At 71.4% G+C, this 22,730-nt stretch carries 24 protein-coding genes and 1 pseudogene; 14 read left to right on the forward strand and 11 right to left on the reverse strand.

Going from position 1 to position 22,730, the window contains the following annotated elements:
- The first annotated feature begins 14 nt into the window (after positions 1–14).
- Positions 15–473: a (2Fe-2S)-binding protein gene (locus tag ACZ5DS_RS37795; protein ID WP_468247801.1), complete on the forward strand. Its 459-nt coding sequence runs from the start codon at positions 15–17 to the stop codon at positions 471–473.
- 123 nt (positions 474–596) lie between these two features.
- On the opposite strand, the gene ACZ5DS_RS37800 is transcribed toward ACZ5DS_RS37795, so the two are convergent.
- Positions 597–1,160: an NAD(P)H-dependent oxidoreductase gene (locus ACZ5DS_RS37800; protein WP_468247804.1), complete on the reverse strand. Its 564-nt coding sequence runs from the start codon at positions 1,158–1,160 to the stop codon at positions 597–599.
- 98 nt (positions 1,161–1,258) lie between these two features.
- Between ACZ5DS_RS37800 and ACZ5DS_RS37805 the strand changes: the two genes are divergently transcribed.
- The gene (locus ACZ5DS_RS37805) at positions 1,259–1,939 is read left to right on the forward strand and encodes a TetR/AcrR family transcriptional regulator (protein ID WP_468247806.1); all 681 of its coding nucleotides are present in this window, start codon (positions 1,259–1,261) and stop codon (positions 1,937–1,939) included.
- 87 nt (positions 1,940–2,026) lie between these two features.
- Here the strand turns inward: ACZ5DS_RS37805 and ACZ5DS_RS37810 are convergent, their stop codons facing one another.
- The 6 genes from ACZ5DS_RS37810 to ACZ5DS_RS37835 all read right to left on the reverse strand — a co-directional run bounded on the left by ACZ5DS_RS37810 (position 2,027) and on the right by ACZ5DS_RS37835 (position 6,362).
- On the reverse strand, positions 2,027–2,461 hold the full coding sequence (locus tag ACZ5DS_RS37810; protein WP_468247809.1) for a VOC family protein: 435 nt from the start codon (positions 2,459–2,461) through the stop codon (positions 2,027–2,029).
- A gap of 81 nt (positions 2,462–2,542) precedes the next feature.
- Positions 2,543–2,938, reverse strand: a complete 396-nt coding sequence (locus ACZ5DS_RS37815; RefSeq protein ID WP_468247811.1) for a YybH family protein — start codon at positions 2,936–2,938, stop codon at positions 2,543–2,545.
- A gap of 12 nt (positions 2,939–2,950) precedes the next feature.
- Positions 2,951–3,664 (reverse strand): SDR family NAD(P)-dependent oxidoreductase, encoded by a 714-nt coding sequence (locus ACZ5DS_RS37820; RefSeq protein ID WP_468247814.1) that lies wholly within the window; start codon positions 3,662–3,664, stop codon positions 2,951–2,953.
- Between the two features lie 166 nt (positions 3,665–3,830).
- Positions 3,831–4,457 carry a TetR/AcrR family transcriptional regulator gene (locus tag ACZ5DS_RS37825; protein ID WP_468247816.1) on the reverse strand — a complete coding sequence of 209 codons (627 nt, stop codon included), beginning with the start codon at positions 4,455–4,457 and terminating at the stop codon, positions 3,831–3,833.
- A gap of 68 nt (positions 4,458–4,525) precedes the next feature.
- Positions 4,526–5,680 carry an FAD-dependent oxidoreductase gene (locus ACZ5DS_RS37830; protein ID WP_468247818.1) on the reverse strand — a complete coding sequence of 385 codons (1,155 nt, stop codon included), beginning with the start codon at positions 5,678–5,680 and terminating at the stop codon, positions 4,526–4,528.
- A 25-nt stretch (positions 5,681–5,705) separates the two neighbouring features.
- The gene (locus ACZ5DS_RS37835) at positions 5,706–6,362 is read right to left on the reverse strand and encodes a TetR/AcrR family transcriptional regulator (RefSeq protein ID WP_468247821.1); all 657 of its coding nucleotides are present in this window, start codon (positions 6,360–6,362) and stop codon (positions 5,706–5,708) included.
- Positions 6,363–6,504: 142 nt separating this feature from the next.
- Here ACZ5DS_RS37835 and ACZ5DS_RS37840 point away from each other — a divergent pair, with 142 nt between their 5' ends.
- Both ACZ5DS_RS37840 and ACZ5DS_RS37845 read left to right on the forward strand, forming a co-directional pair.
- Positions 6,505–7,551: a LacI family DNA-binding transcriptional regulator gene (locus tag ACZ5DS_RS37840; RefSeq protein ID WP_468247823.1), complete on the forward strand. Its 1,047-nt coding sequence runs from the start codon at positions 6,505–6,507 to the stop codon at positions 7,549–7,551.
- Between the two features lie 135 nt (positions 7,552–7,686).
- Positions 7,687–9,123, forward strand: a complete 1,437-nt coding sequence (locus tag ACZ5DS_RS37845; RefSeq protein ID WP_468247826.1) for a benzaldehyde dehydrogenase — start codon at positions 7,687–7,689, stop codon at positions 9,121–9,123.
- Between the two features lie 6 nt (positions 9,124–9,129).
- Here the strand turns inward: ACZ5DS_RS37845 and trxA are convergent, their stop codons facing one another.
- Entirely contained in the window at positions 9,130–9,498 is a 369-nt protein-coding gene (trxA, locus tag ACZ5DS_RS37850; RefSeq protein WP_468247829.1) for a thioredoxin, read from the reverse strand.
- 153 nt (positions 9,499–9,651) lie between these two features.
- Between trxA and ACZ5DS_RS37855 the strand changes: the two genes are divergently transcribed.
- Positions 9,652–11,082, forward strand: coding sequence for a dihydrolipoyl dehydrogenase family protein (locus tag ACZ5DS_RS37855; protein ID WP_468247831.1), 1,431 nt, complete (start codon positions 9,652–9,654; stop codon positions 11,080–11,082).
- An 8-nt stretch (positions 11,083–11,090) separates the two neighbouring features.
- Here ACZ5DS_RS37855 and ACZ5DS_RS37860 read toward each other — a convergent pair whose 3' ends face one another.
- Complete coding sequence (locus ACZ5DS_RS37860) at positions 11,091–11,735, reverse strand: peptide deformylase (protein WP_468247834.1); 645 nt, start codon at positions 11,733–11,735, stop codon at positions 11,091–11,093.
- Between the two features lie 133 nt (positions 11,736–11,868).
- Between ACZ5DS_RS37860 and ACZ5DS_RS37865 the strand changes: the two genes are divergently transcribed.
- From ACZ5DS_RS37865 to ACZ5DS_RS37895, 7 genes and pseudogenes are all read left to right on the forward strand, one after another.
- Positions 11,869–13,272 (forward strand): PepSY-associated TM helix domain-containing protein, encoded by a 1,404-nt coding sequence (locus tag ACZ5DS_RS37865; RefSeq protein WP_468247837.1) that lies wholly within the window; start codon positions 11,869–11,871, stop codon positions 13,270–13,272.
- Positions 13,273–13,310: 38 nt separating this feature from the next.
- Positions 13,311–13,742, forward strand: a complete 432-nt coding sequence (locus ACZ5DS_RS37870; RefSeq protein WP_468247839.1) for a BlaI/MecI/CopY family transcriptional regulator — start codon at positions 13,311–13,313, stop codon at positions 13,740–13,742.
- Between the two features lie 6 nt (positions 13,743–13,748).
- Positions 13,749–14,678, forward strand: coding sequence for a M48 family metalloprotease (locus tag ACZ5DS_RS37875; protein WP_468247841.1), 930 nt, complete (start codon positions 13,749–13,751; stop codon positions 14,676–14,678).
- A gap of 249 nt (positions 14,679–14,927) precedes the next feature.
- Entirely contained in the window at positions 14,928–15,593 is a 666-nt protein-coding gene (locus ACZ5DS_RS37880) for a hypothetical protein (RefSeq protein ID WP_468247844.1), read from the forward strand.
- A gap of 190 nt (positions 15,594–15,783) precedes the next feature.
- Positions 15,784–15,966, forward strand: coding sequence for a S1 domain-containing protein (locus ACZ5DS_RS37885; RefSeq protein WP_468247846.1), 183 nt, complete (start codon positions 15,784–15,786; stop codon positions 15,964–15,966).
- Positions 15,967–16,181: 215 nt separating this feature from the next.
- A pseudogene (locus ACZ5DS_RS37890) lies at positions 16,182–16,316 on the forward strand (AraC family transcriptional regulator); the annotation flags it as partial.
- 171 nt (positions 16,317–16,487) lie between these two features.
- Entirely contained in the window at positions 16,488–17,333 is an 846-nt protein-coding gene (locus tag ACZ5DS_RS37895) for a nuclease (RefSeq protein WP_468247848.1), read from the forward strand.
- Between the two features lie 28 nt (positions 17,334–17,361).
- On the opposite strand, the gene ACZ5DS_RS37900 is transcribed toward ACZ5DS_RS37895, so the two are convergent.
- Positions 17,362–19,719: a discoidin domain-containing protein gene (locus tag ACZ5DS_RS37900; RefSeq protein ID WP_468247851.1), complete on the reverse strand. Its 2,358-nt coding sequence runs from the start codon at positions 19,717–19,719 to the stop codon at positions 17,362–17,364.
- Between the two features lie 553 nt (positions 19,720–20,272).
- Here ACZ5DS_RS37900 and ACZ5DS_RS37905 point away from each other — a divergent pair.
- Positions 20,273–21,307, forward strand: a complete 1,035-nt coding sequence (locus tag ACZ5DS_RS37905; protein ID WP_468247853.1) for a sulfotransferase family protein — start codon at positions 20,273–20,275, stop codon at positions 21,305–21,307.
- Positions 21,308–21,319: 12 nt separating this feature from the next.
- Positions 21,320–22,105 carry an alpha/beta fold hydrolase gene (locus ACZ5DS_RS37910; RefSeq protein WP_468247855.1) on the forward strand — a complete coding sequence of 262 codons (786 nt, stop codon included), beginning with the start codon at positions 21,320–21,322 and terminating at the stop codon, positions 22,103–22,105.
- A gap of 11 nt (positions 22,106–22,116) precedes the next feature.
- On the opposite strand, the gene ACZ5DS_RS37915 is transcribed toward ACZ5DS_RS37910, so the two are convergent.
- Complete coding sequence (locus ACZ5DS_RS37915; protein WP_468247986.1) at positions 22,117–22,695, reverse strand: TetR/AcrR family transcriptional regulator; 579 nt, start codon at positions 22,693–22,695, stop codon at positions 22,117–22,119.
- Between the last annotated feature and the right edge of the window lie 35 nt (positions 22,696–22,730).

The following is a 22,730-nucleotide window of genomic DNA, read 5'->3' on the forward strand; positions in this document are numbered from 1 at the left end:
CTTCCGAGGCACCCATGCGTTCGTACTCCTTCACCCTCAACGGCGGACAGGTGACCGTCGAGGCCCCCGCCGACATGCCCCTGCTGTGGGTCCTGCGCGACCTGCTCGGCGTCACCGGCCCCAAGTACGGCTGCGGAGTGGGTGTCTGCCGCGCCTGCACCAGCCATCTGGACGGCGCCGAGATCCAGCCCTGCACGGTCCCGGTCGCCGACTGCGCGAACCGCACGGTCACCACCATCGAGGGCCTCGCCGACGGCGACACCCTCCATCCCGTCCAACAGGCCTGGCTGGACTGCGACGTGGCCCAGTGCGGCTTCTGCCAGCCGGGCCAGATCATGGCCGCCGCAGCCCTCCTGAAACGCACCCCCCACCCCACGGACACCGACATCGACACCATCGAGAACATCTGCCGCTGCGGGACGTACGCCCGCATCCGAGAGGCGATCAAGAAGGCGGCGGAGGCCGGGGACTGACAATCGTCCGGTCAACAGCCGTCGCAGCCTTTCCGGTTGGGCCGACCGGGCCGGCAGTGGGCCAGGCGCCGACGCAAAGGGGGCCGGAGCAAGCTCCGGCCCCCCTTTGCGGGTGCGTGCGGCTCAGGCGGCCACGGCCTCGCCCACGTTGCCGTGCAGGCGGGCCACGACCTCGGTCAGCTGTGCGGCGACCTCGGCGTCGTCGACCGGGTGGGTCTCGGCGAAGCGGGTCACGGAGCCGGGGATGGACAGCTTGATGTCCTCGATCACCTTGCCACCCGCGATGCCCACGGCCTTGCGGGCCTCGTCCTGCGCCCACACGCCGCCGTACTGGCCGAATGCGGTGCCGATCACGGCGACGGGCTTGCCGCCGAAGGCGCCGGCACCGTACGGGCGGGACAGCCAGTCGATGGCGTTCTTCAGGACGGCCGGGATGGTGCCGTTGTACTCGGGGGAGAAGAGCAGGAAGGCGTCGGAGGCCTGGGCCTCGGCGCGCAGCTTGGCGGCGGCGGCCGGGACGCTGCCCTCGACGTCGATGTCCTCGTTGTAGAAGGGGATCTCGGCCAGGCCCTCGAAGACCTCGACCACGGCGCCCTCGGGCGCGAGCTTGACGGCCGCCTCGGCGAGCTGGCGGTTGTGCGAACCGGCACGCAGGCTGCCGACGAGCGCGAGGATGCGAACAGACATGGGGACTCCAAGGGTGAAGCTTCGCTGGTCAACGATCCGGACCGGGGTCCGCTTATTTCCTATCAGGCTAACCGGACCGCGGTCCAGTTCTATTCCCGGTGCTTTACGCTGTCTTCATGTCCAGCTCCCTGCCGCCCTTCCCGAACCCTCAGGAGCCCCTCGAAACCCCTCAGCTGCTGGAGGTCTCGTCGGCCCCCGACGAGCCGTGCCTGCGTGCCGACGCGGCCCGCAACAGAGCCCGACTGCTGGAAGCCGCCGCCCGGCTGATCGCCGAGCACGGGGTGGCCGGAGTGACGATGGAGGCCGTGGCCGCGGCGGCCCAGGTGGGCAAGGGCACGGTGTTCCGCCGTTTCGGCGACCGCACCGGTCTGCTGATGGCACTGCTCGACCACTCGGCCCGGCAGCTCCAGGCGGCCTTCCTCGGCGGGCCGCCGCCGCTGGGCCCCGGGGCGCCGCCCCTGGAGCGGCTCCGGGCCTTCGGCGTGGCGGTGCTGTACCGCTCGGCCGAGCAGCTCGACCTGCAGCTGGCCGCCCAGCCGGAGCCGGCCCGCCGGTTCTCCCACCCCTCGGTCCAGGCGCTGCGCACGCACATCGCGATGCTGCTGCGGCAGATCGTGCCGGTCGCGGACTGCGAGCTCCTCTCCCAGACGCTGATGGCGTATCTCGACCCCGCCCTGATCAACCACCTGACCCGGCAGTGTGGGATGCCCATGCAGCGCCTGGAGGCCGGCTGGATCGACCTCGTCGCCCGGGTGACGGGCACGGAGCAGCCTGGCTAAGGGTGTCCCGCAATTGCTGGTCGCGAGTGAGATGATCTTGAGGTGGCACCGCCTGAAGGGTGACGGCATGCACACCGCGATGCCGGCTCAGTCGAGACAGAACTCGTTGCCCTCGATGTCCTGCATCAGGATGCACGACTCGTTGTCGTCATCGGCAAGCAGCGTTCGTACGTGTACGGCACCGAGCGCGACCAGTCGTGCGCATTCGGCCTCCAGTGTGGCGAGGCGCTCTTCACCCACGAGTCCGGTGCCGGCCCGCACGTCGAGATGCACCCGATTCTTGACGATCTTCCCTTCGGGAACGCGCTGGAAGAGCAGGCGCGGGCCCGCACCCGAGGGATCACTGCATGCGAAGTAGATGACCTGGTCCTCGGGCGGCAGCGAGCGATGGTAGTCCTCCCAAGTGGCAAACCCCTTCGGGACCGGCGGTACGACGTACCCCAACACCTCGCACCAAAAACCGGCGAGGCGCGCAGGTTCTGCGCAGTCGAAGGTGACTTGGAACTGCTTGATCGATGCCATCGGCGCACCATAACAGGGGGACTCTGTTGCTCATCTCCCGGCGTGGATCCGCATGTTGTCGGGGGGGGAGGCCGAGATCAGTTAGGGGACGACCCTGGGAGAGCGCTCGTCGAGGCGGGAGACCTGGTAGTGGGCGATGAGCCAGTCGTCTCCCGAACGCCGTAGCAGTACGCAGAGATTGACCCTCAGAGTCGGTCGGTCCGTGAAGGAGAAGTCGACGGTCAGGTATCCGAGCACGAGGTCCTCGGACAGCCGCCTGCTCTCCAGGACGCGGTACGCCGCCGACAGGCCGAGCGGCTGGGACGCGTAGTAGTCGGCGACACCCTGCCGGCCGACGCTGTAGGGGCGCAGTCCCTGGAAGATCGCGTCCTCGGTGAAGTGGGAGGCGACCAGGTCCGGCTCGTGGTGGTCGACGCCCGCCTTCCATCCGTCGAGGACGCCGCGCAGGATCGCTTCGTTGTCGGTCATGGCCTGCATCACGGTCCTCCTTCAGCGTCCGGCGCTCATGCCGCCGTCGACGTGCAGGATCTCGCCCGTGACGAACGGGGCGTTCTCCAGGTAGATCACCGCGTCCACGATGTCGCTCTGCTCGCCCATCCGGCCGACCGGATGCAGCCCGGCGAGGACCTCATGGGTCTCCTCGGGGTGCATGGGCGTCTTGACGGTGCCCGGCGAGACGGCGTTGGCGCGGATGCCGCGGGCGGCGTACTCGATGGCGAGGGACTTGGTGGCCGACTGCAGCCCGCCCTTGGTCAGTGAGGCCAGCACGGAGGGGACGCGGGAGTCGGCGTGGTCGACGAGGCTGGTGGTGATGTTGACGATGTGTCCCCCGCCCTGGCGCAGCATCTGCTCGACGGCCAGCTGGGTGATGCGGAAGAACCCGGCGAGGTTCACACCGGTCACGGCGGTGTAGTCGTCCGGGGTGTAGTCGGTGAAGGGCTTGGCCAAAAAGATTCCGGCGTTGTTGACCAGGGTGTCGACGCGGCCGAACCGCTCCAGGGCGGCGGCGACTACCCGCTCGGCGGTGGCGGGGTCGGCGATGTCGCCCTGGACGGTCAGCACGTCCACGTCGTCGGACGGGGCGATGGTGCGCGAGGTGGCGACGACCGCGTGGCCGAGCTTGCGGTAGCCCTCGACGAGCCCGGCGCCGATGCCCTGCGAGGCGCCGGTGACGACTGCGACCTTCTGGTACTGCGAGTTCATGGTGAGCCTTTCTTCGGGTGGGGCGGAAAGCGACTAGGTGACCGGAACTAGCCGACCGGTCGACTATTTGACCGTAAGGACCCGGACACAGGGCAGTCAAAGGGCACGGGGGTCCGTGCCGGGACCGGCTTCCTCGCAGCTGGTAGTCCCAGCCTCCCAGTGCAGGTCAGCGAGTCGCGCCGCCCACGGTCTCCCGTGGCGCATCGGCTCCGAGCAGGGCAAGGCAGTTCGTCCACAAGGGGCTGAGCCGGTGGGTGCTGTTGTAGAGCTTGGCGAACAGCACCTGGCCCTCCAGCTGGGCCACCACCGCCCGTGCGGCCTCCCGGGTGTCTGCCACCTCGACCTCCCGCCGCTCCTGGGCCTCGGCGACGACCGAGCCGACCATCTCGACCTGCTCGTCGAAGATCTGCTGCAGCCGGGTGCGGACGGCCTCGGTCTGGTTGCTCAGCTCCAGCGTCAGGTTCCCGAACAGGCAGCCCGAGACGGTGCCACAGCTCTGCCGGCCGGCGCTCTGGGCGGCCTCCGTCTCCTCGAAGAGCCGGCGCAGTCGGTGCAGAGGTTCCGCGTCGCCCTCGAGAACGGCCTTCCAGGCGCGCTTCTGACCGGCCCAGTGATCGTCGAGGACGGTCAGGGCGAGGGCCTCTTTCGACTCGAAGAAGTAGTAGAAGCTGCCCTTCGGTACACCGGCCGCCTTGCAGATCTCGGCCACGCCCAGGGCCGAGTAGCCGCGCCTCTCGATGAGTGACTGCGCAGCGCTGAGGATCTTCTCCCGGGCGTCACTGGTCCGTCCCATACGGGCCATTTTACGACCGGTCGACTACTTCACTCGGGGCCGCCCGCGGGAGCGGTTCTCGGGGCCGGTCAGCCGTCCTGGCCCGTGAACAGGTCGATCAGCCCCTGCGGCGTGTCCGCGCGGAACAGCATCGCGCCGCCCCGCGCGGACTCCGCCGCGGACAGCTCGCTGCGCGGGAACAACCTCTCCTCGTAGGCGGCCAGCGACGCCTCGGTGTCCCCGGGGTGCGCGGCGAGCGCGAGGCCCAGCTCGGCGCCGTCGAGCAGCGCGAGGTTGGCGCCCTCGCCGGCGAACGGCGACATCAGGTGCGCGGCGTCGCCGAGCAGGGTGACCCCGGGGACCCGGTCCCAGCGGTGACCGACCGGCAGGGCGTGGATCCGCCGCGGCACCAGCGTGCCGTCCGCGTCCGTGATCAGCGCTTTCAGGCTCTCGTCCCAGTCGTCGAACTCCTTGAGCACGGCCGCCTTCGCCGCCTCGGTGTCGGTGAAGTCGATGCCGTCCAGCCAGTGCTCGGGCGCCTCGACGGCGGCGTAGACGTGCAGGCTGCCGTCGGACTCGCGGTGCCCGAGGAAGCCCCGCCCGGGAGCGAGCGCGAAGAGCATGCCGCCGCCGACCACCCGGGCGCTCCCGGGATGGCGTGCATCGGCGTCCAGCAGGTCGGCCTCGACGAACGACACGCCGGTGTACGCGGGCCGGGCGGGCGAGAGCAGCGGGCGGATGCGGGACCAGGCGCCGTCCGCGCCGACCAGCAGGCCGGTGGTGAACGCACTGCCGTCCGCGAGCGTCACCTCGTGCCGGCCGCCGCCGAGCGGGCGCGCGCCGGTCACCTTCACGCCCCAGCGGACGGTGCCCTCCGGCAGCGAGCCCAGCAGCAGGTCGCGCAGGTCGCCGCGGTCGATCTCGGGGCGCCCGCCGGTGCCGTCGTCGGACTGCTCCAGGCGGGCGGTGCCGTCCCGGCCGAGGACCCGTACGGCCTGGCCGCCGGGGTGGACCCGGGCCAGGAACTCCTCGTGCAGCCGGGCCGCGCGCAGCGCCGCCTGGCCGGAGTCGTCGTGGATGTCGAGCATGCCGCCCTGGGTGCGCGCGGCCGGCGAGGCGTCCAGCTCGAAGACGGCCGCCTCGATGCCGTGCACGTGCAGCACCCGGGCGAGCGTGAGCCCGCCGAGCCCGCCGCCGACGACGGCTATCGGGTGGTGGGGGAGGGAGGGGGAAGAGGTGGTCATGGTGGCCTCCTGGGAGGTGAAGGGGTCAGTCGGGTACGGCGGTGCGCTCGATGCCGTTGATCAGCGCCTGGAAGGCCCAGGACAGGCGGGCCTCAGGGGTGCCGGAGAGCAGGACGGGCCCGGCGGCGGCGATGTGCGGGTGGGTGTCCTCGGACGCCGTGGTCAGGGCGCGGTGCAGTGCCTGCCAGTCGCCCGGGGACTCGTCCCCGGCGTGCTCGGCGGCGGTCGCGGTGGCGTGCTGCAGCAGCAGGTCCACGCCCCACGCCGCCCGCTCGCGCGGCACTCCGCCCTCGTCGAGCAGGGCGAGCAGCGTCTCGATCAGGTTCAGGTAGTGCGGGCCGCTCGGCCGGGCCGTCAGCGCGGAGCGGGCGAGGCTCGGATGCTCCAGGAGCATGTGCGTGTACGCGGTGAGCACGCGCTCCAGTCGCTCCCGCCAGGTGCCCTCGGCCGGGGCGGGCCCGACCGTGCCGAGCAGTTCGTCCAGGACGGCCGCGTGCAGCTCGTCGGTGTTGCGGACGTAGACGTACAGCGAGGCCGGGCCCGTGTCGAGCTCCTGGGCCAGGCGCCGCATGGTCACCTTCCGCAGCCCCTCGGCGCGCAGGATCGCCACCGCGGCGGCGACGATGCCCTCGCGGGTGAGGGCGGGCTTGGCGGGACGTTCGCGGCGGGAGCGGGGAGTCACGCCTCCACGTTAACGAACATGTTCGTCGCGAACAAGTTCGGAGCGAACGTGTTCGTCAAGAAATCCCGCGCAGTCGGGTGATGCCGTTCAGCCCTGAATCACCTTCCCCCCGCCCGTCTCCCGCCCTTACCCCTCTGCCAAGATGCGGTCTGTCATGGTGCAGATACCGAACACGTCCCCGTCCGCTGCGCCCGCACCGCACTCCGTGCCCACGAGTGCCGATGTGGCCCGGCTGGCCGGCGTCTCGCGCGCGACCGTCTCCTACGTCCTCAACAACACCAGCGCCGTACGGATCAGCGAGCCGACGCGCCGCCGCGTCCACGAGGCCGCGCGCGAACTGGGGTACGTGCCCCACGCGGCCGCCCGCAGCCTGCGCGCCGGACACAGCCGTATGGTCCTGATGCCCGCCCCGACGTTCCCCGTGGGCCCCCTCTACGGCCGCTTCCTCGGCGAACTCCAGTCGGCCCTCGGCCGCCTCGACTACACCGTCGTGCAGTACGGCAGTGTCGGCCTCCAGGGCGACGAAGCCGCCCGCGCCTGGGCCGAGTTGCGTCCCGTCGCCGTCCTGGTGCCGGGCGCGGGGCTCGGCCCGCAGGGCGTCGCGGTCCTCCAGCGGGCCGGTGCCCGGGCCGTGGTGACCCTCGGCCCCGAACGCGTCGACGGCGCGCACGCCCTGCTGATGGACCACGACGCCGTCGGCCACTGCGCCGGCGCCCATCTGTACGCCCGCGGCCGGCGCCGGATCGGCGTGATCGTCCCCGAGGAGCCGGGCCTGGAGGTCTTCTCCCGGCCCCGGCTCGCCGGTGTGCACCAGGCTCTGCAGGGCGCGGATGCGACCACGACCGCGCTGCCGCTCGCGTACTCGGAGCCGGCCGCGGCCGAACTGGCCGCCCGCTGGGCCGGGTTGGACCTGGACGCGGTGTTCGCCTACAACGACGAGTACGCGATGCTGCTGATGCGTGCCCTGCAGGACGAGGGCCTGCGCATCCCGGAGGACGTCGCCGTCGTCGGCGCCGACGACCTGATGCTCGGCCGGCTGCTGCGGCCCCGGCTCAGCACCGTCCACATCGAGCTGCCCTCCGGCCGTGACCTCGCGGAACTGGTCGACCGCGCGGTGCGTGACCCCGGCGGCGAGCCCGAGGTGCGCAAGGTGCTGGGCGCGTCGCTCGTGCAGCGCGACTCCAGCTGACCGGGCCCGTGGCGGCGGTTAGGGTTCCGGAAAGGCATGGCCGCGATGTAGTTTCGCGCTCAACAAAACCGGCGCGTCCCTGGACCCGGCCCGCACCCTGAGCCGTACCGCCCGGCGATCGATCGGAGAGCCGACATGCCGTTGCTCGACCCGAAGACCTGGCAGCCCCGCACCCCGGCGGGCCCCGAGTACACCGTGACCGAGCCCGCCACCGGCGAGACGCTCGGCACGCTCGCCCTCGCCGCACCCGAGGACATCGCCCCGGCGGCCCGGGCCGCGCGCACCGCCCAGCAGGCATGGGCCCGTACCCCGCACTTCGTACGAGCCCAAGTGCTGCGCAAGGCAGGGGACTTGTTCACCGAGCACGCCGACGAGCTGCGCACCTGGCTGGTCCGCGAGTCCGGGTCCGTCCCGGGCAAGGCCGACTTCGAACTGCACGTCGCCGCCCAGGAATGCTACGAGGCCGCCGCCCTCGCCTCCCGCCCCGCCGGACAGGTCCTGCCCAGCGAGGCGCCCCGGCTGTCGTACACCCGCCGGGTCCCCGTGGGGACGGTCGGCGTGATCGCGCCGTTCAACGCCCCGCTGATCCTCGCCATCCGCTCGGTCGCCCCCGCCCTCGCGCTCGGCAACGCGGTCGTCCTCAAACCCGATCCGCGCACCGCGGTCTGCGGCGGACTGGCCCTGGCCGCCGTCCTCGCCGAAGCGGGCCTGCCGGAGGACCTGCTGCACGTGCTGCCCGGCGGCCCCGAGACCGGCCGGGCGCTGGTCGAGGACCCGCTCGTCCCCGTCATCTCCTTCACCGGGTCCACCGCCGCGGGCCGCGCCGTCGGCGAGGCAGCCGGCCGCCACCTCAAGCGCGCCCACCTCGAACTCGGCGGAAACTCGGCCCTGATCGTGCTGGAGGACGCCGACCTGGACGCGGTCGTCTCCACGGCCGCCTGGGGATCCTTCTTCCACCAGGGCCAGATCTGCATGACGACCGGCCGCCACCTGGTCCACTCCTCCCTGTACGAGGAGTACGTCGAACGGCTCGCCGCCAAGGCCGACTCGCTCACCGTCGGCGACCCGTACCGCGACCAGGTGCACCTGGGCCCGGTCATCGACACAGGTCAACTCGCCAAGATCCAGGGCCTGGTGGAGGCGAGCGCCGCCCGCGGTGCGCAACTCGCCGCGGGCGGCACCCACGAACGGCTCTTCTACCGGCCGACCGTGCTGGCCGGGGTCGACGACCACACCCCCGCCTACACCGAGGAGGTTTTCGGCCCGGTCGCCCCGGTCCGCTCCTTCGCCACCGCCGACGAGGCGGCCGCGCTCGCCGCGGACAGCCCCTACGGACTGTCCCTCGGCATCGTCACCCGGGACACCGCCCGCGGCCTGGACCTCGCCGAGCGGATCCCGACCGGCATCGTCCACATCAACGACCAGACGGTCAACGACGAGGCGGTTGCCCCGTTCGGCGGCGTCGCCGCGTCCGGCACCGGTGCCCGCTTCGGCGGCGAGGCCAACCTGGAGGCCTTCACCGACCTGCGCTGGACGACCGTACGCGGCGACGTGGCGCCGTACCCCTTCTGATGAGGACTACTCAGCCTGCTGCGCGGCGATGCTCTTGCGGACCTCGTCCATGTCCAGCTTCCGTGCCTGCCCGATGACGTCCGCGAGGGCGGCCTCGGGCAGGGCACCCGGCTGGGCGAAAATCGCGACCTGGTCGCGGACGATCATCAGCGTCGGGATCGACTGGATGCCGAAGGCCTGGGCCAGCTCCGGCTGGGCCTCGGTGTCCACCTTGCCGAACACCAGGTCGGGGTTGTCCGTGGCGGCCTTCTCGTAGACCGGCGCGAACTGACGGCACGGACCGCACCAGGACGCCCAGAAGTCGATGAGAACGAACTCGTTCTCGGTGACCGTCTGGTCGAAGTTCTCCTTGGTGAGCTCCACGGTGCTGCTCATGGCGTGATTCCCTCTTCCTGGTGTGCGGGTTGTGCCGACGGCGGAAACACGGCATCCCGCCCGCCTATTCCGTACCCGTTCCGTGCGCGCACGGCCGTGCCCGGCGCGCGTACCCATGTGGCCCTGGCGCCAACCACCCACCAGACTGACCCCATGACGGAAACGGAATCCATCGCGTACGACGTCGTGGTGCTCGGGGCCGGGCCCGTGGGGGAGAACGTCGCCGACCGCACCCGTGCGGCCGGCCTCACCACCGCGGTCGTCGAGAGCGAGCTGGTCGGCGGCGAGTGCTCGTACTGGGCCTGCATGCCCAGCAAGGCGCTGCTCAGGCCGGTCATCGCCCAGGCCGACGCCCGCCGCCTGCCCGGTCTGAGCCAGGACGTGCAGGGCCCCCTCGACACCCCCGCCGTCCTCGCCCGCCGGGACGACTACACCTCGCACTGGCACGACGACGGCCAGGTCCGCTGGCTCGACGGCATCGGCGCCGACCTGTACCGCGGCCACGGCCGCCTCGCCGGCCCCCGCACGGTGACCGTGACCGGCCCCGACGGCACCGTGACCACCCTGACCGCCCGGCACGCCGTGGCCGTCAGCACCGGCACCCGCGCCCAGCTGCCCCACCTGCCGGGCCTCGCCGAGGTCAAGCCGTGGACCAGCCGCGAGGCCACCAGCGCCAAGGCCGCCCCGGGCCGGCTGATCGTGGTCGGCGGCGGTGTCGTCGCCACCGAGATGGCCACCGCCTGGCAGGCCCTCGGCTCGCAGGTCACCCTGCTGGTCCGCGGCAAGGGCCTGCTGAGCCGCATGGAACCCTTCGCCGGGGAACTCGTCGCCGAGGCCCTCACCGAGGCAGGCGTCGACGTCCGCACCGGCACCTCCGTGGAGTCCGCGACCCGCGACAACGGCACCGTCGTCGCCGTCACCAACACCGGTGACCGCCTCGAGGCCGACGAGATCCTCTTCGCCACCGGGCGCGTCCCGCACACCGACGACATCGGCCTCGACACCGTCGGCCTGGAACCGGGCTCCTGGCTGGACGTCGACGACAGCCTGCGCGTCGACGGGACCGACTGGCTGTACGCGGTCGGTGACGTCAACCACCGCGCCCTCCTCACCCACCAGGGCAAGTACCAGGCCCGCATCGCCGGAGCCGCCATCGCGGCCCGCGCCGCCGGCGACCCCCTCCTGGACGTGCCCTGGGGCGCGCACGTCGCGACCGCCGACCACTACGCCGTACCCCAGGTCGTCTTCACCGACCCGGAGGCAGCCGCCGTCGGCCTCTCGCTCGCCGAGGCCGAACAGGCCGGCCACCGCGTCCGCGCCGTCGACGTCGAGTTCTCCTCCGTCGCCGGGGCCGGCCTGTACGCCGACGGCTTCAAGGGCCGCGCCCGCATGGTGGTCGACCTGGAGGAGGAGATCCTGCGCGGGGTCACCTTCGTCGGCCCCGGTGTCGGCGAACTGATCCACTCCGCCACCGTCGCGGTCGCGGGCCGCGTCCCGGTCGACCGCCTGTGGCACGCGGTCCCGTCCTATCCGACGATCAGCGAGGTGTGGCTGCGGCTGCTGGAGGCGTACCGGGACAACTGACCGCCTGCTTACGGCAGTTCAAAGCCCAGTGCCTCGGCCGCCGCCTCCGGCGTGGGCTGCGTCCACCGCTCGGCCACCGCGTCGTTCGTGGACAGGGAGCGCAGCTCGGCGCGGTCGAGGTAGAGGAGGCCGTCGAGGTGGTCGGTCTCGTGCTGGACGATGCGAGCGGGCCAGCCCGTGAACACCTCGTCCAGCGCGCGCCCGTGCTCGTCCTGGCCGCGCAGCCGCACCTCGGCGTGCCGGGCCACGACCGCCTGCCAGCCGGGCACGCTCAGACAGCCCTCGAAGAACGCGGCCCGGGCGGTGCCGACGGGCTCGTAGGCAGGGTTCACCAGGACCCGGAAGGGCTGCGGCACCCGGCCCCGGGCCCGCGCCACCTCCTCCGGCACGGGCGCCGGGTCCTCGATCACCGCGATCCGCAGCGGGATCCCGACCTGTGGGGCGGCCAGACCGACACCGGGGGCCGCGTGCATGGTGGTGCGCAGGGCCGCCACGAACCGGGCCAGCAGACCGGGGTCCAGCTGGCCGTCGTACGACTCGGTGCCGCACCGCAGGACCGGGTCGCCGGCCGCGACGATGGGCAAGGGGCCGTCCGCGGCGAGGAGTTCCTCGACCCGCTCGGCGAGGGGCGCGCGATCACTGGGAGGTGCCATCGCGTCAGGATGCCATGCCCATCTGCCCCTCCCCGTGACACAGGTCACCAACGCCTCCGGGAACTCCAGGGCTTCGCGCTCCGACCACTGGACCGCCATCGCTTCCGACCCGAGCTCCCGGAGCAGCCCGCCGATGTCCACTGCTTCCTCGCCCACCACGGACGAGGCGCCCGCCCCGGCCACCTCCCCGAGCCGCTGGGCCCCGCTGCGCCGCCTCGTGCTGCGCCTGCACTTCTACGCGGGTGTGCTCGTCGCCCCGTTCCTGCTCGTCGCCGCCGTCACCGGCCTGCTGTACGCGGGCTCGTTCCAGGCGGAGAAGCTCGTGTACGGCCATGAGATGACCGTTCCCGTCGGGGAGCGCGCGCTGCCCCTGTCCGCGCAGGTCGCCGCCGCCCGCCAGGCCCACCCCGAGGGCACCGTCTCGGCGGTACGGCCCGCACCCGAGCCCGGTACGACCACCCGCGTGCTGCTCTCCGGCGTCGAGGGCGTCGACCCCGACCACACCCTGGCCGTGTTCGTGGACCCGTACACCGCAAAGGTGCGCGGGGCGCTGGAACAGTACGGCTCGACCGGCGCGCTGCCCCTGCGCACCTGGATCGACGAACTCCACCGCGACCTGCACCTCGGCGACACCGGCCGGCTCTACAGCGAACTGGCGGCCAGCTGGCTGTGGGTGATCGCGGGCGGCGGCCTGGTCCTGTGGTTCTCCCGGCGGCGCGCCCTGCGCACCGTGCGCGGGACCAGCGGGCGCCGCCGCACCCTCGGCCTGCACGGCACGGTCGGCGTCTGGGCCGCCGCCGGCTTCCTGTTCCTGTCGGCGACCGGCCTGACCTGGTCGACGTACGCCGGCGCCACCATCGACGATCTGCGCACCTCGCTCGGCCAGGCCACGCCGTCCGTCTCCGCGTCCGCATCCGGCGGCGAGCATGCGGGCCACGGCTCGGCGGCCGGTACCGGCGGGGACGCCGAGCATGGGGTCGGCCTCGACAAGGTGCTCGCGGCGGCGCGCGCGAAGGGGCTCGGCGACCCGGTGGAGATCGTGCCGCCCGCCGACGCGGACACCGCCTACGTCGTCAAGCAGATCCAGCGCAGCTGGCCGGAGAAGCAGGACTCCGTCGCCGTTGACCCCGCCACCGGCCAGGTCACCGACGAGCTGCGGTTCGCCGACCACCCGCTGCTCGCCAAGCTCACCCGCTGGGGCATCGACCTGCACACCGGCGTCCTCTTCGGGCTCGCCAACCAGATCGCCCTCGCCCTGCTCGCGCTCGCCCTGATCCTGCTCATCGTGTGGGGCTACCGCATGTGGTGGCAGCGCGGCCGCGGCACCGCCTTCGGCCGACCGGTCCCGCGCGGCGCGTGGGCGGACGTGCCGCCGTACCTCCTCGTACCGGCCCTGGCGGTCATCGCCGTCCTCGGCTACTTCGTGCCGCTGCTCGGCATCCCGCTGGCCGGCTTCATCGCCGTGGACATCCTCCTGGGCGAGATCGCGTACCGGCGCGGCCGGCGCCCGTACGGGAGTGCGGCCGGCGTGAAGTAGCGTGGTCCGACACTCCGATGCCGAAGGGAGACGGGGACATGGTGCGGGACGGCGGGCGGGCCCGGCGGCGCGGCCAAGGGGAACTGGAGGGCCAGGTCCTCGGCGCGCTGCGCGAGGCGGACGGGCCGGTCACCGCCGCCTGGGTGCAGGAACGCATCGGGGGCGACCTCGCCTACACCACCGTCGTCACGATCCTCACCCGGCTGCTCGCCAAGGACGTCGTCGCCCGCGAACGCCAGGGCCGCTCCTTCCTGTGGACGCCCACCGCCGACGTCGCCCGGCTCGCCGCCCTGCGCATGCGCCGCCTCCTCGACGGCGAGAGGGACCGCGAGGCCGTCCTGGCGAGCTTCGTCACCGATCTGCCGCCCGGTGACGAACAGGTGCTGCGGGTGCTGCTGGACGCCGCCGAGCCGGGCTCGGTGAACTCCGGGAAGACGGCGCCCACCGGCGACGGCGGTACGGAAGACTGACCGCCCATGGGGGTCTTCGTCTTCCTGCCGCTGGTGCTGCCGCTGTCCGCCTGGCCGGTCGCCCGGCTCGCCGCGGTGCACCTGCACCCGCGCACCGCCACCCGGCTGCTCACCGCGGTCGCCGTCGTCATGGCCGTGTGCAGCACGCTCTGCCTGGCCCTGCTGATGGTCGTGGGCACCGCCCAACTGCCCGGCAACCCGCTCCCCGACGGCTGGTCCGACCCCGAGGTGCGGGCCGCCGTCCCGTACGACGAGATCGCGGGCCGCACCGCCATCCCCGCCCTCGGCGTGGTGGCGCTGGCCTGCGCCCGCACCCTGTGGCGCCACCGCCGGGTCACCCGCCGGGCGCGCCGGGCACTGTCCGCACTGCCCGGCCCGACGGTGGCCGTCCTGCCCGACACCACGCCCTACGCCTACGCCCTGCCCGGCGGCCGGGGCCGGGTCGTCGTCACCACCGCGCTGCTGGCCGGGCTCGCCCCCGCCGAACGACGCGCCCTGTTCGCCCACGAGCGCGCCCACCTGGCCGCCCGCCACCACCGCCACCTGCTCGCCGCCCACCTGGCCGCCCGGGCCAACCCCTTCCTGCGTCCGCTGCGCACGGCCGTCGTCTACACGGCCGAACGCTGGGCGGACGAGGAAGCGGCCCGCGCGGTCGGCGACCGGCGCACGGTCGCCCGCGCAATCGGCAAGGCGGCGCTGCTGTCCCGCGGCACCCCCGCACCCACCCTCGCCGCGCTCGCGGCGAGCGGCCCCGTCCCCCGCCGGGTGGCTGCCCTGCTCGCCCCCGCCCCCGTGGCCCGCACCTGGCCGTCCGCCTTCACCTCGGCCGGCCTCGCCGCCTGGGGCGCCGCCGCGGGCGCCCTGCTGTCGGCGATGTCCTCGGCGAACTCGGCCGTCACCCTGTTCCAGATCCTGCACGCGGCAACCCCGCTGTGACCCGGGGAGGTCACCGATGACGTTCGAGAGCCGCGGCTTCACCCGCACGCGCCGTCTGGGCAAGAACCACCGGGTGGTCCGGCGGACGGTCCGTCAGCAGGCGTCGGAGAGCCAGCGGGTGCGCTCCCCGCTCCGGCGGCTTCAGCGGCGTGGGTGGATCCGGGCATGCACCGACGGGTTGGAGGGGAATGATCTGGGATGTCGTCAAATCCAGTGGCTGCACGGGATGCGGGCCCCTAGGCTCACCGCATGTCCGAACATGATCACGCGGATGAGCCCCGTGCCGGGGGTCCTCTGACAGCCGACGATCTCGCTGCGGGCGTCCGGCTTGTCGTCGCGCTGCTGCGTCGGCCTGCCGCGCTGGCCGCTGACTGGAGCCGGCCCGCCGGGACGCTGGAGTGGAGCTGCTGGGAGACCGCCGAGCACCTGGCCGACGACCTCTTCGCCTACGCTGCCCAGCTGGGTCCGCAGGCGCCTCCGGCCGCCGCTGACGTGCCCTTCGTATGGCGAGCGGAGGCGCCGGGCAAGCCCGCGAACGTGATCTTCGCCGACCGCAAGGCCGGCCCGGAGGGCGTGGTGCAGGTCCTCGAGGCCTGCGGAGCACTGCACGTGGCGATGGTGCGGACGGCGTCGCCGCAGGCCCGCGCGTTCCATGTGTTCGGGACAACGGATCCTGAGGGTTCCGCGGCCATGGGCATGGTGGAGCTGTTCGTACATGCCGAGGACCTCGCCCTGGGCCTTGGGCTCGACTGGAAGGCTCCCGCGGAGATCTGCGCCCGAGTGCTGGAGCGACTGTTCCCCGAGGTTGCGACCGACACCGAACCCTGGGAAACCCTGCTGTGGGCGACCGGCCGGGGTGAGCTGCCGGGACGAGAGCGACGCACCCGGTGGAAGTGGGACAGCACCCCGCGCTGACAGGTCGAGTCACGGCTCACGCCGGGCGCGCTGCGACCGTGCGAGCCCGAAATGCGAGCCGGTGAGCATACGCTGACATCCGGTCAAATCCTGTCCGACGCGCCGATGCGCCTCTTCCTCCATCAGGTACGTTGGGTGATGCTCTGCTCACCGGGGGAGATCAGTAACTTCACATCCAACCCACGGAGGAATGGCGATGCCTCTCGGAACAATTGCCGTCTACAACAAGGCGGACGGCGTGGGCATCATCGCCGACGAGGACGGCGAACGGCGCCCGTTCTCCGGCATGGAGGCGCAGACCACCCGCGAAGGTCAGCGGGTTGGCTTTGAGGTCGTCGGTGCGAAGGCCACCAACGTGATCGCCATTCGGTGATCCGCCCCGCTCGGCAGCTCCGCGCTCCCAGACCATCGGGGGCGCGGAGCAGTTTAGTTGACGCATCGTCAGCTGATACCTCCGCGTAGGCCCACGAGTCGATTGATCGAGCGTCCGAGGAGCGACGTCGACGGCTGCCATGCATGCCGGGTCGACGGGTATCCCGTCGATCGGAGAGTCGGTGAGGGCGCCCAGCACCGCGTGGGCGACGAACGGCGGCGATCGGCTACGTCGACCAGTCCCACCTCCATCGGGAGGTCATGACCTTCGCCGGGGTGACGCCCACGGCCGTGGCGGCCGCGCCCTGGCTCACGGCCGACGACGTCGCTTGCGCCGCCCCCGCATCTGTCCCGCCGTATGGGCGAGGCCCGGACGCCCTTCGCGCGTCTTGGGGGCAAAGAGCACACTCGGCCACTACCTTGTCCAGTACGAGGAAATTGTCCGTAGGTTCGAAGTGTGCTCGTGTGTACGTACGGCCGTGCTTCCTGTCCGCTGCTCCTCCGTCCCCTGCGGGAGTCGTCATGCCCATGGTGCTGATCCAAGGCACGTTCCATCTGATCAACACTCAGCCGGACGGGGACACCGTCCACTTCGCCGCGGACAACGCGGACGACTGGAAACTCGTCAAGGGTACGCACCCCGTGCAGCTCTCCGCCGGTCAGGCCAAGATCCGGTTCGAGGGCATCGACGCGCTGGAGACCCACTACCACGGCGAGCACCAGCCACCGCAGTTCGGTCACGCCGCCGCGGCGGAACTCCTCACGTGGCTCGGCTTCAACGACGTACAGCGCAAGCCGGACGAGACCGTCACGGCCTCGACGCCCGAGAGCACGCCCGGCTACATCCTCACCGGGGGCACCGACATGTTCAGTCGCGTCGTCGCCCTCGTCGGCCGAGGCACCCCTCCCGCGGCCAGCGGTACGGCCGTCACCGTCGACGTGCCGCTGCTGCGGCAGACCGCCAACCACCATCTGGCCTCGCTGGGCCTGGTGTATCCGACCTTCTACACCAGCCTGTTCCGCGACCTGCGGACGGAACTCACCAGCGTCGCACAGAGCGCCCGGACGGCCGGCCAGGGGCTGTGGCCCCACGACGTGACCACCACCGGATTCAAGGTCACCGGACTCTCCACCATCACCGACGACGTCGTGATCCTGCCCAAGCTGTTCCGCCGGCTGGTCGACCACCTCCACCTGGGCCTGTCGGTCTCCTGCTTCCCCGCGTATCTCGCCGGCAAGGAGGACAAGCTGACGGTCCTGTCCACCGGTGAGCGCTTCGTGGGCCTGCACCACGTCGTCAGTGTGACCAACGGCGACACCGTCCGCATGACCCACCCGGTCGAGGATCTGCTCTTCGACGAGGGGTAGCACCTGCCCTCGTCGTCGGTGAGCGAGATCAGCGAGTGCCGGCGGAATTGACGGTGAGGATTGCCGCTTTGCTCGGAACGTCCTGCTTGGTGAGCGCGAAGAGCATGTACGGGCCGGGAAGCGCCACGCCGGGGTCGGCCGGGATGTCGACTTTGTAGGTGTCGTCCCTGGTCTTGCGGGACGGCAGAGGTATGCGCCGCTGGTCGTTGTCGATGGCATGGGTGGCAGCGCCGATTCGGATCAGGACGAACTTGTCGATGGCCATGTCGGCCGCCACCTCCAGCTGCTGCCCGTAGGCGACCTTGGCGGGAATGCGGCTGGTGAACTGGGGTCGGGGCTTCTCGGTGCCGTCGGGGTTGAGGAGATAGGGCGGGGTGAAGATCGCTCCGTCGGCGTGGTTGGTCTGGCAGTCGCCGCACAGGCCGCCGCCTCCGGTGAAGATGCGCCCGTCGGGGAGCAGATTGGCGACGCTGTGGTAGTTACGGGGGACGGCCATGGACGCCAGGGCTGTGAAGTGGCCGGTTGCGGGGTCCCAGATCTCGGAGGCCAGTGCGGAGTGGCCGTCGCTGAAAGGCTTCGCATACGACTGTCCGCCGAAGACCGCGACCTTTCCGTCCGGCAGGACGACGCCGTTGGCGAAGGCGCGGGCGTAGGCCATGTCGCCGGTGCGGACACTGACAGGCTTGCCATCAGGGCCGTTCACGTCGACGGTGTAGGCGCGGTTGGTGGCCGTCGAGTTCTCGTACGCCGGGGCACCGCCCAGGGTGAGGAGCTTGCCCACGTCGTAGGCAACGGCGTCGCCGTTCATCGCGTCGGCGCTGTCGGCCCGGGTGCCGGCCGGGGTGATGCTGCCGTCGCCGTCCGTGGATATCCAGTTGATCTGCTTGCTGGGGCCCAGCTGCAGGACGCGTCCCTTCGACGTGGTGTACAGCCATGCGTGGTTGTCCGCCCGGTAGGGGCCTGCCGGGTCGGCGGTCAAGATGGGGGTGACCGGTACGCCGGGCAGTCTGCGCCAGGTGCCGGTGGCGGCCGACCAGACCTCGCCGTCCTTGTTCGGGGCGTTGTCGCGCTCCCAGGAGCCGCCGATGACGAACGCGTCACCGTTGGGGAGCAGGGTCATGGACTGATAGCCGCGTGCGATGTTCATGTCGCCGGTGGAGGTCCACTCGTCGGTGGCGGGGTCGTAGATGCTGGCGCGCTCGGCGTTGCTGCCGCCGGTCACGAGCACGCGGCCGTCGGCGAGGATCGCGGTGCCGGGACAGAACATGTCGTGCTTGGTGTTGTCGACGCGGCGCTGGGTGATCTTGCCGGTGGTCAGGTCCATGATCGCGGTCTGGGTATAACCCTTGCTTCCGCCGAAACGGTCGGGGGCGTAGGCGGACCAGGCCAGCAGCTTGTTGTTGGGCAGTACGGCGGTGGCCACCGGCACCAGCGGGAAGCCGATCATCGGGCTCCACCGACCGTGTTCAGCGGGGTCGGCCACACCGGTCAGCCGCAGTTCGGAGGCCGAGGTCCACGGTCCGCGCCCGCCGGCCTCGGAGGTGGCGGTCAGACGGACATAGCGGGCGGTGACGGGTTGGTCGAACGTCACGCACTTTGCGGTGTCGTCGTCCTTCCAGGTCCCGGATGCCACCGGCTTGCCGAAGGTCGTGCCGTCCAGGCTGGTGGTGATCGAGTACTGACCGATCCGGCCGTTGGCGCTGTCCATCCGTGGCTCATAGGTGAGGCCTGAGACGACGGCCGTGCGGTGCATGTCGATGGTGATGCTGTGCGGCAGCGGCGGGACATCACCGGACCACTTGGTGTGCCACATGGTGCCGGGGTCGCCGTCCAGCGCGTTCTGGGCGCGGGCATCACCCTTTTGGGTCTCTTCGCTGCTCGCGGTGGCGGTCCACCCGTCGCGCGGCAGGTCGACGCCGGAGGCGGGTGTGCCCGGGTCCCCTAGCAGGTTGATCTCCGCTGCCGAGGTCCACGGTCCCCGCTCGCCGGCCTCGGATGTGGCGGTCAGCCGCACGTAGCGGGCGCGGTCGGCGGCGAAACGCAGCGTCTTGGTGGTCGCGTCGTCGGCCAGGGTGCCCGTGGCCACGGGCTTCCCCCAGTCCTTGCCGTCGGCACTCAGGGAGATGGCGTACTCGCCGATCCGGCCGTTCGGGCTGTCATCCTGGCGCGGCTGGTAGACCACGCCCGAGACGACGGCGGTGCGGTGCATGTCGATGGTGATGCTGTGCGGCAGCGGTGGGGCATGACCGGACCAGTGGGTGTGCCACATGGTGCTGGGGTCGCCGTCCAGCGCGTTCTGGGCGCGGTAGTCGCCGGCGCCGGTCTCCTCGTCGTTGGCGGTGGCGGTCCACCCGTCACGCGGCAGAGTGGGAGCGGCGGGTTCCATTGCCTCTGCGGGGACGACCTCGCCATGCATCCCTGTGGGCGTCGGTATGGGCCCGCCGGAGGGTGAGTCCGTGCCTCGTGCGACTGTCGCGCGGTCCGCGACGGCGGGGTTCGGCTGCAACAGCGCGACGGCAGCTGCCGTGGAGGCCAGCAGAAGGAGGCTGGTGGCTCGCACCTTGGCCGCTCGTAGCCTGTCCGGCGCACCTGTCATGACGTCTCCCCGAACGGTGAGAAACGGGCCGCAACCTATCCGTCGGCGGCAACGGAGATCGATGAGACCGCCGCAGTCGTCATGGCTGTTCGCGGAATCCGGGAAACGACTCCGGAGTGACGGGCGGGGTTCACCTGTGCTGTGTTCATGCAATCACCGTGCACGCCCCCGAGGCCGAATTCGCCCCGAGCGCAGCCGATCGGGGGAGACCTCTGCACCGACACCACACGGAAGCCTCGCAACGGCCCCCAGGCTTTCGCCCGGAAGACGGAGTGGTTGGGCCCTTGCGCCCATGGGATAGTGCGGCTCGGTCCTGAGTGTCGGGCAGCTGGGGAGGGTGACTGTGCGTTCCTTGACCTTCGTCATCGGTACGGGGCGTAGCGGCTCGACGGCGTTGTCACGCATCCTCAACGCCCACCCGGACGTACTGAGCCTCAACGAGTTCATGGCCTCCGTGGGCGACGCCGCCTTCCCCGAAGGGAGGGTGACCGGTGAAGAGTTCTGGCAGTGTCTCTTCCGGCCCGCCCCGCACTTCGAGCGGATGATCCGCAGCGGACTGCCGCTGCCGGAATTCCTCTACACACGCCGCCCCGGCAGGTATGCGGCGGAGACCACCGGTATTCCTGCGCTCTCCCTCATGGTGCTGCCTCACCTCACCGACGACCCGGACGGGCTCCTCGACGAGCTGAGCGCAGCGGTCGTCCGGTGGCCCGAGCGCACCGCCGCCGAGCACCACCGAGCGCTGTTCGGCCTCCTCTGCACGCGGTTCGGACGGACCGCCGTCGTGGAGCGCTCCGGTTACTCGACAGGCTGGGCACCAGGGCTACTGGCCACCTTCCCGCACGCGAGGTTCGTGCACATGTTCAGAGACGGACCGGACTGCGCCCTGTCCATGAGCCGTCATCCCGGATACCGCACGATCTCCCTGCTGCGCGAGATCAAGGCACGAGCCGGCGTCGACAGCTTCGCCGACCTGACCGACGAGCACGTGCGCTCGCTGCCTGCGGACCTGGCGCCGCTTCTCGACGACCGCTTCGATCCCGCCCTGGTACGCGACCGGGACATCCCGCTGCGGACGTTCGGCACCCTGTGGTCCGAACTCGTCACCGAAGGCACGGAGTTCCTCAGCCGCCTGCCCGCCGACCAGCGCACCACACTTGCCTACGAGGACCTCCTCGACCAACCCGCCCAAGAGCTGACCCGCCTGGCCGAGTTCATCGGCGTCGACCCCCTCCCTCAGTGGCTGCGCACCGCCTCCGCACGACTCGACCACAGCCGACGCGGCTCCGCCCGCAGACTGCCAACAGCCGAACTCACCGAACTGAGGGAGAGCTGCGCCCCGGGCACCCGCGTCTTGGAGGGACGAATGTCGTCCTGAGATCATCCGCACATGCTCATGCTCAACGATGACCTCGGACATCTTTCCTACGACATAGCGGGCGACGGCTCCCCCGTCGTGCTCGTGCACGCCGGTGTCGCCGATCACCGCATGTGGGACGCGGTCGTACCCACTCTCGCAGAGCGGCACACCGTGATCCGGTACGACCTGCGCGGATTCGGCAAGTCCGCGCCCCCGACCGGCCCGTTCCGCGAGACCGACGACCTGCGCCATCTCCTGGACCACCTCGGCCACGAACGGGTCCGGCTCGTGGGCGCGTCCTGGGGTGGCCGCGTGGCCCTGGACTTCACGCTCACCCACCCGGAACGGGTGCAGTCCCTGGCGATCTTCTCCGCGCCATGGCCGAGATACCACTGGTCCGCGCAGATGATCGCGTACGACGAGGCCGAGACGGCCGCCCTGGAGGCGGGCGATCTGGACGCCGCCGTACGTATCAACCTGGACATGTGGCTGCGCGGACCCGCTCGCGGCTGGGACGACGTGGCCGACGGACTGGCCGACCAACTCCGCGGCCCCCTGCGGACCTCGCTGGAGAACCAGGCCATCGTGGGCCGGCACTCCCAGGGCCCCGCGACCGGCGACCTCGCCGCCGTCTCCGTCCCCACGCTGGTGGGCGTCGGCAACCTCGACGTCACCGACTTCCAGGACATCGCCCGCCGCTACGCCGTCGAGATCCCCGGCGCCACGCTGGTCGAGTTCGCCACCGCCGCCCACCTCATCGCCATGGACGCACCCGCCGAACTCAGCGCGGTACTGGGTCGGTTCCTCACCCCATAGAGTGGGACTGCCTACTCCGCCGCCACGATGCGCTCCACCGCGGCCGTCACCAGTTGTTCGCGCTCTGCCTCCGTGAAGACGTCCGGCAAGGTGAGCTGCTCGACGATCAGCCAGTTCAGGGCCAGGATGAGCAGCTTTACGGCCATGGCGTCGCCAGGGAGGCCGGAGGCCTCGTGGTAGGTGATGTTGGCGTCGATGTCGGCCCGGACCCGCTCGGTGAGGATCTTGCGTAGTTCGGGGCGGCGGGTGGCCTCGAGGCGTAGTTCGAGCAGGGCCAGGTAGCCGGTGCGGAAGGAGGCGACGCGGCCGACGAGTTCACGCATCAGCTCCGCGTAGGTTTCCCGGTCGCGGCCGGCCGTCTGCTGGCGGGCGATCGTCGCCTCGTCGGGCTGGAGCCGCTCGTAGACGCGGGCGCCGGCCTGGGTGAGCAGGTCGTCGCGGCTGGCGAAGTAGTTGGACGCGGTGCCGGCGGGTACGGCGGCCTCGGTGTCCACGGCCCGGAACGTCAGGCCTCGTGCACCTTCCCTGGCCAGCACCTCGATCGCGGCATCGACGAGGGCGGCGCGCCGCTGGTCGTTCCGTCTCACCACTGGCATCACTCCGACGGTAGTACTACGTTCGAACC

The organism is Streptomyces sp. NPDC031100 (assembly GCF_055570785.1).